This window comes from Bordetella sp. N (assembly GCF_001433395.1).
Classification (GTDB): domain Bacteria; phylum Pseudomonadota; class Gammaproteobacteria; order Burkholderiales; family Burkholderiaceae_B; genus Bordetella_C.
The window spans coordinates 6,785,166-6,798,284 of sequence record NZ_CP013111.1; the positions used below are offsets into that span (position 1 = coordinate 6,785,166).

Below are 13,119 nucleotides of genomic sequence, written 5' to 3' on the forward strand. Positions count from 1 at the left end.
CCCGGCAATATTTGCACGACCCCGAAAATAATGACAACGATCAAGAACTGCTTGGCCATTAGTCCCTCGACCCGCTTCAAGTTCGACCCGAAACGCCTGGCGACCCTGCTGATGCTTGCCGCGGCCGGTATTTCCCTGACGGGATGCCAGCTTCCGCGCTCCGGGCCGATGCTGAGCGAGATGGTCGGCGCGCACGACGACAAGGATGTCGTGGTGGTGCCGGTCTCGCGCCAGAACGCCTTGCAAAGCAATGTGCCCGAAGTCATGGACTTCCCCGCGCGCTATCGCGATGTCGCGGCGGGCAGCTTCGACAAGCTGGTCCCGGGCGATGGCATCAATGTGACGGTCTGGGAGCGCGATGGCCTTGGGGTATTCGCCGCCAATCCCTCCGGCGTGAGCGATCTGGGTACCCAGGAAATCGACCGGTCCGGCAATCTTTATCTGCCCATACTCGGTAAATTCCGCGCCGCCGGCCTGACGCTGTCGCAGCTGCATGACACCGTGGTCGCCCGCTTGAGCAAGCTGATCGTCGGGTCCGACGTCAGTGTGACTCGCGCGACCGATGCGCGCGGCCAGATGGTGACCGTGCAGGGCAACCTGACCAAGCCGGGCCTGTATCCCATCACGCAGACCACCCAGCGCCTGAGCAGCGCGCTGGCGCAGGCCGCGCCGGTGCAGACGAATCCCGAGCAGCTGATGATCACGCTGCGGCGGGGCAACGACGTGACTTCCTTGCGGCTGGCGGATATCTACCGGAACCAGGACAACGACATCCTGCTGCATGCCGGCGATGTCATCACCGCCCATGAATCGCGTGAATTCCTGACCGTGCTGGGCGCGGCCGGAACGCAAGGCCGTGTGCAGATCAGCAAGCGCAACTACAGCGTGCTGGATGCCCTGGCGGATTCCAAGGGCCTGGACGACAAGACGGCGGATCCTCGCTCGGTCTTCCTGTTTACACCCGCCAAGCCCGGCACCAAAGGGGCGCCGGACGAACTGCCCGTGGTCTATCAGTTCGACCTGACGCGCGCGGAGCAGGTGGCGCTGGCGGGCCAGTTCACCGTGCACGAAGGCCAGGCCATCTATATTTCAGACGCACCGTTCACCCAGGTGCAGAAGGTATTGTCGGCATTCCGTGTGACGATGAGCGCGGGCTTCAGCGCGACGCGGGCGATCGACCAGGATTCCGGCGGCGGCAGCACCAACACCAACAACGTTACTCAATAGCGCCTAGATGAGTAACGAGGACAGGATCAAAGGATGGCGGTCACGCCGTAAGGAAAGCACCTATGCAGTGGGTACTGGCGTCGCAGCTTGGCGCCTGGACCTGACGGCGCTGTTCGACACGGACAAGCCGGTGGCGTCCGTGCTGAAGCAGCTGGTCGCCCGGCTGCAGGGCGAGCCGCATGGTAGCGTGGCCGCACGCCGCGCCGTGTACGACGCGCTGCAGACGGAGCTGGACGAAGAAATCACCCGTAGTGGTCATGACGACCTTGCGGCGGACTTCGCCCGGCGGCGCCTGCGCATCATCGTCCGCCTGCTGGAAAACGACATCCGCGCGGACGTGCCGGTGTACGAACCGGGGTATGTGCCGGCCAAGCTGGCGGCGGAAGACGAGCGCCTGGGTGTCGCGAACGAACGGCGCGTGCAACGACGCAAGACCGAAGAGGCCCAGAGCGCCCGCCGGCATGCGTCGCGCAACGACATCGCGATGGAGATCGAGCTGTTGCCGGAAGAAGTCGGCGACCTGGCGATCCTGCGCGACCGGATGCGCGGTTTGCACGACAACTACCGGGCCGGCGATACGGAAGAGGGCAGGCCGCGTCTGCGCACGCTGCTGCCCATGTTCATCTACCAGCTGCATGTGATGCACGGCGAAAGCCGGATCGCCCTGTTGTGGTCCCTGGTGGGCCCGGTGGTCCTGCTGACGCTGATCTCTTCCTTGTATTTCCTGATGGGCACGCACTACATCCTGGGGATGGATGTGCCGACGTTCTCTTTGCTGGGTGCGACCACGTGGATCATGTTCCGGCAGATCATCTTCCGCAGCAGTACGGGGTATGTGTCGGCGCGGGCGATGTTGAATTTCCAGGGGGTGACGCCACTGATGTGCGCCCTGGTGCAGGCCATGATCTACGTGACGGTGTACCTTGTGGTATTCGGCGTGCTGATCACCGCCGGGCACGCTCTGGATCTGATTTCGCTGCCTGACAATGTGTCCGCCTTCGTGCTGTTCGTGGTGCTGATGGGCGTGGGCGGCGCGGCGATGGGGGTGCTGTTCGGTGCGCTGGCGACGGGATGGCATTTCTTCCTGCGCCTGGCGCCGGTGATCGAGCGGTTCCTGCAGATCTTTTCCAGCGTCTTCTTCGTCTCGGAACAACTGCCGGAACAGCTGCGCCCCTATTTCCTCTGGTCGCCGTTCGCGCACGGCATGCAGCTTTTGCGTTCGGTGTACTTCACCAACTATCCCTCGCAGAACGCGAGCCTGAGTTATTTCCTGACTGCGCTGGTGTTCCTGGCAGTCATCGCCCTGTCCGCGGAGCGTCTTGCCCGCAGCCAGATCCAGCCGATGTGAGCGACGACCATGATCCATCTCCACGGCGTCACTGATGAACCCTACGCCTTCGGCGACAGACAGGCCCTGCTGTCCAACGTCGATATCGATATCCCGGTCGGGCGCTATGCGCTGCTTTCGCCCGCGCCTGAGTTGCACCGCCAGATCATCGACGTGATGTGCCGCCTGCGGCCGCCGCGCCAGGGCTTCGTCACGCACGACGGCAGCGTGTCATGGGCGATCGGGCGGCAGGGTTTCATCCGCGGCAAGGCCAGCGGTCTGAACATCATCGAGTTCGTCGCTGATCTGTATGGCATCGATCCGGATGCCACCTTCGAACTCGTCGCGGACCTGATCAGCGATCCCCGGGTGCTGGCCAGGCCCATGGAACATTGGCCGCTTTACCTGCGGCAGGAATTCTCGTTCGCGCTGGCGCTGGCGCCCGCGTTCGATGTCTATGTCATCGAAGGGGCCATCCCCTTCGAGCCCTGCCGCTTCACCCGTCTGTGGCTGTCGCTGTTCGAAGAACGGTTGGTCGGTCGGACGCTTATTTTTTCCAGCTATCGCCAGAACCAGATGGCAGATTACTGCCTCAAAGGCCTGATTTATGAACGAAGCACCCTCAGAATCGAAGACGACCTCGACCAGTGCATCCGCAAATTCCCCCCAAGACGATCGAGGAGTGAATCCGGCAGCGCAGGCGAGGACGCCCTCGGAGGCAGCTTCGGCGACGGCCAGCTCGGCTTCTGAAGGTTCATCGGAAATCGAGCGCCGTCGCCGGGAGCGCCAATCGTCGCTGCGCGGGCGGCGCCGTTACCGCTGGGTCAACGCCGTCATCGTCGTTGTGCCGGTGGTGCTCGCCCTGGTCTACGTATTCCACCTGGCGACGCCGCGCTATGAGGCGGAGTCGCGCTTCTTCGTGCAATCGAGTGGCGGGCAGCAGCCTGGCGGCGCGGCCAATCTGCTCACGACCGGGAATATGGGCGGCATGCTGGGCGGTTTCGTCGACGGCTGGGCGGTCAGCGACTTTCTCAAGTCGCGTGACTGCATGCGGCAGCTCGACCAGCGGATAGGCCTGCGCCATTACCTGGTCAACAAAGGCCTGGATCCGGCCAACCGCCTTACCGAGGATTCCAGCGAGGACGAGCTCTATCGTGCCTACCAGGCGGCCGTCACCGTGTCCTTCAACGTGCTGGAGCAGATCGATGTCGTGCGCGTCAGCGCGTTCTCGCCGCAGGACTCGGAAACCCTGTCCAAGGCCTTGATCGGCCTGGCCGAAGACTTCGTCAGCCAGATGAATGAAAAGGGCGTTGCCGACAAATTGAAGGTGAGCCAGGAGCAGCTCAGCCGCGCCGAGGCGAAAGCCCGCGAGGCGCGCGATGCGCTGACGGCCTGGCGCACGGAGCACGGCAATATCGATCCGACCGCGACGGTGACGATGCTGCTGAATCTTTCCGGCCAGCTGGAAGGGGAACTCAGCACCGCGCAGATCAACCTGGACAAGATCCGCGCCCTGGGCAACAAGGATCATCCGATGCTGCGGCCCGCCGAACTGCAGGTCGCGGCCTTGCAGCGGCGCCTGACGGCCTTGCGCCACCGCCTGAGCGGCCAGGGCACGACGGAGGCGACCATGCTCAAGTCGTACGAAGGACTGCGCAATATCCAGATGTTCGCCGAGTCCAACCTGACGCTGGCGCAGCAGTCGTATCAGCAGGCCATGGTGGATACACTGAGATTGCAGCGTTATCTGTCCATCATCGCGCAGCCGGTGCCGACCGATCGGCCCAGCAGTCCGCGTCTTGGCATCCTGCTGCTTGAAGCGCTGGCCGTCGGGTTCGTGCTGATGTTCATCTTCCGCATCGCGCTGGCTTTGTTGAGGGGGCTGCGTCATGGTTGATACGGTTATCGAAAGTCGGCCCGCCGCCGCTGGCGCGAAGGCCGCGGGGTCACCCGATGCGGCGGCTACCGCCGCGCTGCTGGATCTGATCAAACAGATACGCGCCGCCGCGGATCCGGTCAGCGAAATGCCCCGGCTCCGCACCTTGCTGGCGCAGACGCCGCCGCCCAATGGCCGGCGCGACGTCAAACGCTGGCTGGTGTCGCCCTTTGTGAAGGAAGGCGCGTTCGCCCCAGCGATCGCCGCGCTGGACATACTGGTCGCGGCTTACCCGTCGCACGCCGACGATCATCGCATGCTGGCCAGCCTGCTGGGACGCACGGAGCAGTGGGACCGCGCCATCGCCGAGGTGGACACCGCCGGCGCCATCGAGCCCGCCGCGGCCGTGCTGCATGGCGCGCGCATCCAGTTGCGCCTGCAGGCCGGGCGCGTGGCCGATGCCGCCGCGGTCGCGCGGGAAACGGTCGGCCTGGTCGCGAACGAACCGGGCGAGGCGTCCATCTGGATGCTGGCATTCATGCGCAACGGCGAGGTCGCCGAAGCCGCCCGGATCGCCGCCAATCTGGATCCGCGCAAGCTGCCCAACGAACGCGTGGCGACGATGGCCGTGCGCGCCTTGCTGGAAGATGGCAGGGTGGGGGCGGCGGTCGAAATGGGTGTCGAAGCCTTGAGCGCGGGCCACGACTGCGCCGCCTTGCGAACCAGCCTGGGCCAGGCTTACCTCAAGCGCGGCAGCGAAGAGGACCGCAAGGTCCACGCCCTGGGCCATTTCGAAGCCGGCCTGGCGCTCGCGCCGGGGGACGTGCGGCTGCTGTCCTTGCACGGCGAGACCTTGCTGCGCGCCGGCCGCTATAAAGCGGCGCTGGAACCTTTGAAACAGGCGGTCGAACTGGCGCCGGAACTGGAGCAGACGCGCGGGCTCTATGCGCGCGCGTTGCGCTATTCCATGCAGTACGGCGATGCCGCCAACCAGATGCTGGCCTTGCTCGACAAAGCGCCCGACAAGGTGCAGTGGCAGCGCGCCACCATCGGCGCGTTGTCGCAGGCCGGGCGCAAGGACGAGGCGGAAGCCCTGTTCAAGCTCTACGTGGCCAAGCGCGGCGCCGAGCTTCCAGAGACCTTTCAGGAAGCCCTGGCGCAACTCGACGAGCGGCTGGACAAGGCGCCGATCCCGCAAGCCCGCTTCGACTGGGCGTGGGCGATGCGCGGCGATACCAATATCGATCGGGCTGAATGGGAGCGCAAGGCGCGCTGGGGCCATCTGACCGATCACCTGCTGTTCGACTGGCTCGAATGCCGCGAAGACCGGGTCGAAGAAGCCATGGGCGTCCTGGGCAACCTGGATCGCGGCGAGCAGTTCTTCGCGCCGCTGCTGGCCGCCGGGCGGGGCGTCGTGGTCGCCACGGCGCACGTCGGCCCCATGTATGCGGGGCTGATGGCGCTGGAGCTGCTGGGCATTCCGTCGCGCTGGCTCGCCACCGCGCCGACCATCGCCCAGAGCAGCTATGCCCCGGCCTTGATATCCACCGCCGACCAGACCGAGGCGCAGGTGGCCAAAGCCTGCCTGCGCGCGCTGGGATCGGGTTACGTGTTGTGTCTGGCCATCGACGGCGCGGCCAACCCCGCCGCCCCGCGTACGACCTTCGAAGGGCAGCAGGTCACCTACTCCAGTTTCGCTGCCCATATGTCGCATCGCCTGGGCGTGCCTTCCGTGTTCTACGCGCCGCGTTGGGAAGACGGTCACGTTACGTACACCCTCGAAATGCTTCCCGCGGCCAAGCCGGGTGAAGATGTGGAGGCTTACGCGCAGCGCTGGCAACAGGCCTATTTCGAGCATCTTCGGGAACATCTGGCCGGCCCGCCGGAGAACTTGCGCATGAGCGGCGGCATCTGGCGGCACGTACAGGCCCCGGATCGATCCGCGTGATCCTGGCAAGTGAAAGACGGGAGTGAAGATTCCATGGATGCAAAGATGAAAGCAATGCGCGGGGTATTGGCCTCCGCGCTATTGGTGTTCGCGGTGACTGGTGGTGCGGCCTACGCGGCCAGCGCAAGCAAAGCGATAGGTAGCAGTGAATCCTGCAAGGTAGCGGACCAGCAATGTCCGTTCGTATCGGCGCTGTTGCAGCAGCGTGAAGGCTATGGCGCCAAGGCGACCGGCGGCCTGGGCGGCCAGGTCATCGAAGTCACGTCTGACCAGGACTCCGGGCCCGGCACCTTACGCGCCGCGCTGGAGCATGCGAAGAAAGGACCCACCTGGATACGCTTCGCGTCCGACCTGACCATCACCTTGGACAAGCAACTGCGCGTGCCGTCGAACACTACCGTCGACGGGCGCGGCAAGCACGTTACCTTGCTCGATGACGGGCTGGGCGTGTACGGCAGCAAGAATGTCATCCTGACGCATGTGACCATAGACGGCCGCCTGAAGCGCTTCACCCAGGCCGTGAACGTGGCCAACGACAGCCGCGATGTGTGGGTGGACCACATGGATCTGTCGCGCATGTCGGACCGGTTGTTGAATGTGAAGAACGGCTCGACCGACGTCACGGTGTCATGGAACAAATTCCATAATTCCAACAAGGTGATGCTGCTCAACAACATCACGTCGAAGGACTTGTTCAAGAACTACGAACGCGACCGGATCGCGCGCGTGACGGTGCACCACAATTACTTCGTCGACACGATGCAGCGCAATCCCCGCGCGCAGTTCGGCACCTTTCACCTGTTCAACAATCTGCTGGAAAACTGGGACTTCTACGGCATGAGTTTCAGCCTGCAGGCGCGCGCCCTGGTCGAAGGCAATATGTTCAACAATTCCACGCAACGCAAATGCACGGAGCCGGAGTTCTTCCCCACCACGGAAGGCGTGAAGGCGAACTATTGCAGCTATATCCCGGGCGCACCCAAGCGCAGCGCCCTGGGCAACGGCGAATCCGATCGGGAAAACTACGAAAAGTCGAAAGCCCAGTACGGCTACAAGGAAGACTGGCTGGCGTCCCTGCGTCTGAAGGACAACCTGTATATGGGCGAGGCCAAGCCCGCCCTGGAAGATCATCGGCCGGACGCGGTGCCGGCGCCGCCTTATTGCTACGGCTATGAAAAGGCGACGCCTGAACTGGCGGACCGAGTCCGCAAGTATGCCGGCAACACCGCCGAGACGACGCCGGTCTTCACGCCTCGGACGGGTGCCTGCCCCTGACGTGTCAGCGCCAGCCCAGGCCGGGAGCGACGTGCTTCAGGATGGCTTCGATGATGTGCGCGCAATAATCGACGCCCAGCTGATTCGGCACGGTCAATAGCAGGGTGTCGGCTTCGGCGATGGCCTCGTCCTCGGCCAGCTGCGCGATCAGTTTGTCGGGCTCGGCCACGTAGCTGCGCCCGAAGATCGCGCGGATTTTCTCGTCCAGCATGCCGATCGAGTCGTCGCTATTGCTTTCACGGCCGAAGTACATGCGGTCGCGCTCGTCCATCAGCGCGAAGATGCTGCGCGTGACGGACACGCGCGGCGTGCGTGCGTGGCCGGCTTCCTTCCAGGCCTGCTTGTAGGCGCGGATCTGCTCGGCTTGCTGGATGTGCAGCGGGCGGCCGGTCTCGTCGTTCTTCAGCGTCGAACACTGCAGGTTCATGCCGATGCGGGCGGCCCAGACGGCCGTCGCGTCGGAACCCGAGCCCCACCAGATGCGGTCACGCAGGCCTTCGGCATGGGGTTCCACCCGCAGCATGCCAGGCGGATTGGGGAACATCGGTCGCGGATTCGGCTCGGCGAAGCCTTCGCCGCGCAGCACTTCGTAAAACACTTCGGTGTGGTTGCGCGCCAGGTCGGCATGCGTTTCGCCCGCGGCCGGGGCATAGCCAAAATAGCGATAGCCCTCCAGGACCTGTTCACCGGAGCCGCGGCTGATGCCAAGCTGCAGGCGCCCGCCGGCAATCAGGTCCGCCGCGCCGGCGTCCTCCGCCATATAGAGCGGGTTTTCATAGCGCATGTCGATGACGGCGGTGCCGATCTCTATGCGGCGGGTCTTGGCGCCGATCGCGGCGAGCAAGGGAAAGGGCGATGCCAGCTGCCGTGCGAAGTGGTGCACACGAAAGTACGCGCCATCCGCGCCCAGTTCCTCGGCAGCGACCGCCAGATCTATGGATTGCAACAGGGCGTCGGCGCCCGACCTGACCTGTGACTGCGGCGTTGCGGCCCAATGGCCGAAAGACAGAAAACCGATTTTCTTCATGTAAGTCTCGCGCGAGCGCGTTGGTATACGACGTGGATATCTTGCCTGAATGACGAGTGTTCTGCTTTTTCGGCTAATCGCTGGGTCACTGGACGACCGGATCGCCGGATCGCCGGCCGCCGGCCCCTGAAAACGTCAATTTACTGTGACGAGCCATGTCTTTGATTCCGCTGTCAGGGGGCTTCCAGTGCAGGGAGACCGGGTGATTGGCGCCTGATTACGGGTGTCCGTTTGTACGCGGCCTGCCCGTGCCGGATACGGATGTTCTCCATTAACTTCGTATTCTCGGATGGGGCCAGGGCGCTTTTGTCAGTCGGAAGTCAGTCCTTCGACAGCGTGCGCCTGCCCTGGAAATTACAGAATGGGAGGGCAGGGATGGGTCGTCCGTTATCGGATCCGGATTTTGCGCGGGAATATCCTCTGATAGACCGTCTGCTGCCGGGACGCTTCAGCGCCGCGTATATGGCGCATGCCCGCGCCCTGGCCAGCCGGCGCCTGGTGACCCTGCAAGGGGGCCAGCAATTCAAGGTGGAGCGCGAATGGCAAGGGGCCAACAAACTGGGCCGCTCCCAGCAGCGCACGCTGCATATGCACGCCTTTATCGGCGATCTGGTCGCGGCCCATAAGGCCAAGCCCGATGTCCGTTGGTTCGATACGGCCATGGCCATGCTCGACGGCTGGTGCCAGCGCTTCGAGTATCCGCGCGACGCGCGCAATATGGCGTTTCACGACGAGACCTCGGCACGCCGGCTCAACTATTGGCTGCGCCTGTATGTCGCCCTGCGCCAGAATGGCCGCAACGATGTCGCCGAACAGCAATGGGCCAGGATCGAGTCGCTGGTGGATCTGCTGGGACAAGGCGAGATGTACGGCGGCGATAACAACCACGGGATGTTCCAGAATCTGGCCTTGCTCTATTACTGCAAGATCGCCGAAGGGGTCGACGCGGTGAGGCAGAGAAGCCTGGCCCGTCTTGTTGATTATTTCGAAGGCGCGGTCAGTGCGGACGGCGTGCATAAGGAACACTCACCGGCGTACCACTTTCTTATCGCCGACAATATCCAGCGGCATCTGCCCTTGATAGAAGAACTGGACGCGCCGACCGGTGCGCGTCTGAGCCGGCTGTTGCGCGGCATGCGCCGCTACGGTTTGAACATCATCGCGCCGGACGGCACCTTTCCGCCGATCGGCGATACGTCGCCCGCGGCGATCGCGCCGGCCAAGTACCAGCAGGTCTTCGGGTATGGCGACAACGAGCCGGACCGCACGGCGGTTTTCTTCGACGGCGGCTACGCCATCCTGCGCGACGATCCGGCCAAGGGGCAGGCCCAGACCTTCGCCGTCCTGTGCGCCAGTCATCACGGCGCGTATCACAAGCATCAGGACGACCTGTCCGTGCTGCTGTATTCAGACGGCTGGATCATCTACGAAAGCGGGCCCTATGGCTATGACTACCAGCATCCATTGTCGGTCCATGGTTACTCGCCGGCCGCCCACAGCTCGCTGTATCTGGGCCAGGCCAAGCCTGGTGACGAGCCGGGTTTGGTGGGCATCGATGTCGTCAGTGAGTTGCGCTCCACCAGCGTGGTCAGCGCCACCAACCGGCGCTATCCGGGGATTACCCATCGGCGCAGCCTGACCTTGCAGCGGTCGCGCGGGCAGATCGAGGTGGCGGACCATGTGGAGGCCGACGACGCGCAGCCGCTGGCCCTGCTATGGCAGTTCGCGCCCGGTATCGTGCCTGCGCTGGCCGAGCACAAAGTGCGGCTGTACCGCGACGGCCGCGAGGTGGCCGAGCTTCTCATCGAGTCGGACGTCCCGGTCGAATTGACCCTGGGGCATGGCGGGGAGGGGCCCCATGGCTACATGTTTCCGGAGATCGGCGAGCAAGTGGAAACGTCCGTCTTGCGGATCGATGTCGGGGCGACCGCGGTCTGGCGCTGCCGGACCGTGTTCGCCCTGGCGCGGTCAGGGGGCGTCGGCGCAACGGAGGACGGGATCGCCGAGCACGAGTCCTTGCACCTGGCAGGCAACGGCGATCTTCTGACCCTTCTGTAGCTGGGCCACACCCGCCGCGGCGGTCTGTGGAAAGTCCAGGTGGACGGTGGACATGGTGTTGTCGGCGGCGGTCAGTTCGATATAGGGATCGCCATTGGCGGCCTTCTTCACACCGGAAACCGTGCCGTTGATCTTGATGGTCTTGCCCTTGTATTTGCGATCGGCCGCGGATTCGCTTTGCTGGTATTCGGCATAGAGCGCCGTGGCTGCGACGTCGGGCGCGTTGAGCGCGGCGGGACGGGTGTCCGGCAACGCCGGCGATCCATGCGCGCCGGCCGCCGCCGCGGGAGCGGGCAGCGTCGGGGCGGAGGCCGTTCCGGGATGCGCCGACCCGGCCGGGGCAGGCGCGGATGGCGCGGGCTGTACGGCGGGCGCGCGTGCCGGCGCCTCGGCCGCGTAGAGGCGTTCCTGGTCGGCGTACCACTGGCGCACGCAAGCCGCGTCCGTGCAGGTTTTCTCGCGCCGCTGCCATTCCTGTTTCGCGCGATCGTTGAAGGCCTTCTTATCGGTCGCGCGTGCCCGCGCGGCGTCGAAGGTCTGCTTCAAGTGGTCGTCGGCCTGCGACAGGTCGGGGTTGCTGCAGATCAATTTCTCGGGCGCCGAGCGGGCTTTGGCGCAATCGAAGGTGACCGCGTGGGCCCCCCAGGGCAAAACCGATAATGTTGCCGCGGCAATCCAGGCCAGGTTTTTCATCGACACGCGCTCGCTCACAAGGGTGGAAGAGACAGGAAGGTAAAGCAGATCTATTTCGACACCGAGGTGTCCGCACTCAATACCAGGTACCCGGCGATGGCCAGCATGCACACGCCCAGCACGCCGTCCTGCGCTTGCAGGAACCAGCGATTGCGCGTCAGCCAATGACGGATGCGCGCCGCGCCATAGGCGTAGGTGGCGCCGGAGCACAGGCCGAACAGCTTGGAAATGACCGCCAGGATCAGCATCTGCAGCCACACCGGGCCGACCGCGGGATCGGTGAATTGCGGCAGGAAGGCAATCAGGAAAATGAAGACCTTGGGGTTGAGCAGATTGGTCATGAAGCCCTGGATGAAGACCTGACGGCCTTCGCCCTTGGCGGGAACCGCCGCCAGATCGCGCGGCTTGCGGCTGCGGCGCAAAGCCTGGACACCCAGATAGACCATATATACGGCGCCGGCCAGTTTCACGAACAGGAAGAGGGTGGGCGACTCCTTGAAGATCGCCGCCAGGCCCAGCACCACCAGGGGCACTTGCACGAAGCCGGCGCAGAAGGTGCCCAGCACGCTCAGCCAGGCGATGCGGAAACCCTGGGTCATGCCGCGTGTCAGAGTCAGCGCCATGTCGGGGCCGGGGGTGAGTTTCAAGGCCAGGTCGGCGGCCAGGAACAGCAGAAGCATGTGCAGGGTGGGCATGACACCAGGACTCAGGAACGGGTTAGGGAAGAATCATACATTTCCGTGACGGCCTCCCAGACCCCGCGGGTGCGGGCGTCTTCCAGGGCGGCCTGGCGGGTGTAGAGCCGAACGTCGACTTCGATGTCCGCCGCCTTGGCGCCGGCACGAACCACGCGGCCCTGCAGCAGGTCTTCGCGGATCAGGCTCAAAGGCAGCCAGGCCAGGCCGACACCCTGGCGCACCATGGCGTGGATAGAATCGGCCAGGTCTGCCTCGTAGATGGTGAAAAGGCGGTCGCGGCAACCCAGCGGCGGCAGGGCGTTGTCCAGGATTGCGCCCAGCGCCATGCCCGGGGCGTAAGCCAGGTAAGGCACCAGGGGGTGGGACGGGCTCTGGGGAACGGCATATTTGGGATAGCCGGACACCAGGGGCGCGGACACGGCGACCAGGGCATCGCGGCCGACGGAGCACGACAGCAGATCTTCCATGCCGGGCGGCACCGCGCCTTCCGGGGCGTGTCCCAACATGAAGTCCGCCCAGCGCTCCCGCAGCATCTCCAGTCCGGGCCGCAGGCTGGTGGTCTTGACCTTCCACAGCATGTCGCCGCAGGCGTCGCGGATGTCGGCGACCAACTGCGGCAGCAGGGTGTGGGACAGGGTGCGGCCGGCCGCGATGGTGATGGTTTGCAGCGTCTGTTCGGGCGTGTGTGCCAAAACGGCACGGGTGTTGCGCAGGATGGCTTCGATCTGGCGGGCGGCGGCGGCCAGTTTTCGACCTTCGTCCGTGAGCGGGCTGCGCCGGCTGCCGCGCGCGACCAAGGTCGCGCCGGCCCATTCCTCCAGCGCACGGATGCGCCGGCCAAAGGCGGGATGGGTGATGCCGCGCTGGCGAGCCGCCTGGCTCAGATTGCCGGCCTGGCCGAGCGCCAGCAGGTCGCGCAACAGGGTCAGATCGAGGTCTTTGAGGGCGTCCATGACAAAGTTCGCAAAGATTTCTTTAGTGTGCTTACTT

General features: G+C 64.6%; 11 protein-coding genes. 7 read left to right on the forward strand and 4 right to left on the reverse strand.

What is annotated here, in order from left to right; translation table 11 throughout:
- Positions 1-111: 111 nt before the first annotated feature.
- From ASB57_RS29245 to ASB57_RS29270, 6 genes are all read left to right on the forward strand, one after another.
- Positions 112-1,227, forward strand: a complete 1,116-nt coding sequence (locus ASB57_RS29245; protein WP_231755505.1) for a polysaccharide biosynthesis/export family protein — start codon at positions 112-114, stop codon at positions 1,225-1,227.
- 7 nt (positions 1,228-1,234) lie between these two features.
- Complete coding sequence (locus ASB57_RS29250) at positions 1,235-2,575, forward strand: ABC transporter permease (RefSeq protein WP_057655559.1); 1,341 nt, start codon at positions 1,235-1,237, stop codon at positions 2,573-2,575.
- A gap of 9 nt (positions 2,576-2,584) precedes the next feature.
- Entirely contained in the window at positions 2,585-3,304 is a 720-nt protein-coding gene (locus ASB57_RS29255; RefSeq protein WP_057655561.1) for a hypothetical protein, read from the forward strand.
- Between the two features lie 103 nt (positions 3,305-3,407).
- The gene (locus ASB57_RS29260; protein WP_057656537.1) at positions 3,408-4,451 is read left to right on the forward strand and encodes a hypothetical protein; all 1,044 of its coding nucleotides are present in this window, start codon (positions 3,408-3,410) and stop codon (positions 4,449-4,451) included.
- Complete coding sequence (locus tag ASB57_RS29265; RefSeq protein ID WP_057655563.1) at positions 4,444-6,378, forward strand: tetratricopeptide repeat protein; 1,935 nt, start codon at positions 4,444-4,446, stop codon at positions 6,376-6,378. Before ASB57_RS29260 ends, ASB57_RS29265 begins: the two co-directional genes overlap by 8 nt.
- Positions 6,379-6,432: 54 nt before the next feature.
- Positions 6,433-7,653, forward strand: coding sequence for a polysaccharide lyase family 1 protein (locus ASB57_RS29270; RefSeq protein WP_369822887.1), 1,221 nt, complete (start codon positions 6,433-6,435; stop codon positions 7,651-7,653).
- 4 nt (positions 7,654-7,657) lie between these two features.
- On the opposite strand, the gene ASB57_RS29275 is transcribed toward ASB57_RS29270, so the two are convergent.
- Positions 7,658-8,680, reverse strand: coding sequence for an LLM class flavin-dependent oxidoreductase (locus ASB57_RS29275; RefSeq protein ID WP_057655567.1), 1,023 nt, complete (start codon positions 8,678-8,680; stop codon positions 7,658-7,660).
- A gap of 375 nt (positions 8,681-9,055) precedes the next feature.
- On the opposite strand from ASB57_RS29275, the gene ASB57_RS29280 reads away from it, so the two are divergent.
- Positions 9,056-10,738, forward strand: a complete 1,683-nt coding sequence (locus ASB57_RS29280; RefSeq protein WP_057655569.1) for a heparinase II/III family protein — start codon at positions 9,056-9,058, stop codon at positions 10,736-10,738.
- Here ASB57_RS29280 and ASB57_RS29285 read toward each other — a convergent pair.
- Genes ASB57_RS29285 through ASB57_RS29295 form a run of 3 tightly spaced genes read right to left on the reverse strand, consistent with a single transcriptional unit; the run spans position 10,649 to position 13,082 of the window.
- Complete coding sequence (locus ASB57_RS29285; protein ID WP_082621924.1) at positions 10,649-11,431, reverse strand: hypothetical protein; 783 nt, start codon at positions 11,429-11,431, stop codon at positions 10,649-10,651. The genes ASB57_RS29280 and ASB57_RS29285 overlap by 90 nt on opposite strands.
- A 50-nt stretch (positions 11,432-11,481) precedes the next feature.
- On the reverse strand, positions 11,482-12,126 hold the full coding sequence (locus ASB57_RS29290) for a LysE family translocator (RefSeq protein ID WP_197424893.1): 645 nt from the start codon (positions 12,124-12,126) through the stop codon (positions 11,482-11,484).
- A gap of 11 nt (positions 12,127-12,137) precedes the next feature.
- Positions 12,138-13,082 (reverse strand): LysR family transcriptional regulator, encoded by a 945-nt coding sequence (locus ASB57_RS29295; RefSeq protein ID WP_057655573.1) that lies wholly within the window; start codon positions 13,080-13,082, stop codon positions 12,138-12,140.
- Positions 13,083-13,119 lie beyond the last annotated feature (37 nt).

Excerpts from the sequence above, each read along its gene's own strand:
- ASB57_RS29270 (WP_369822887.1), top strand. The coding sequence starts at position 6,433 with ATGCGCGGGGTATTGGCCTCCGCGCTATTGGTGTTCGCGGTGACTGGT.
- ASB57_RS29280 (WP_057655569.1), top strand. The coding sequence starts at position 9,056 with ATGGGTCGTCCGTTATCGGATCCGGATTTTGCGCGGGAATATCCTCTG.
- ASB57_RS29250 (WP_057655559.1), top strand. The coding sequence starts at position 1,235 with ATGAGTAACGAGGACAGGATCAAAGGATGGCGGTCACGCCGTAAGGAA.
- ASB57_RS29245 (WP_231755505.1), top strand. The coding sequence starts at position 112 with ATGCTTGCCGCGGCCGGTATTTCCCTGACGGGATGCCAGCTTCCGCGC.
- ASB57_RS29285 (WP_082621924.1), bottom strand. The coding sequence starts at position 11,431 with ATGAAAAACCTGGCCTGGATTGCCGCGGCAACATTATCGGTTTTGCCC.
- ASB57_RS29265 (WP_057655563.1), top strand. The coding sequence starts at position 4,444 with ATGGTTGATACGGTTATCGAAAGTCGGCCCGCCGCCGCTGGCGCGAAG.
- ASB57_RS29255 (WP_057655561.1), top strand. The coding sequence starts at position 2,585 with ATGATCCATCTCCACGGCGTCACTGATGAACCCTACGCCTTCGGCGAC.
- ASB57_RS29275 (WP_057655567.1), bottom strand. The coding sequence starts at position 8,680 with ATGAAGAAAATCGGTTTTCTGTCTTTCGGCCATTGGGCCGCAACGCCG.
- ASB57_RS29290 (WP_197424893.1), bottom strand. The coding sequence starts at position 12,126 with ATGCCCACCCTGCACATGCTTCTGCTGTTCCTGGCCGCCGACCTGGCC.
- ASB57_RS29295 (WP_057655573.1), bottom strand. The coding sequence starts at position 13,082 with ATGGACGCCCTCAAAGACCTCGATCTGACCCTGTTGCGCGACCTGCTG.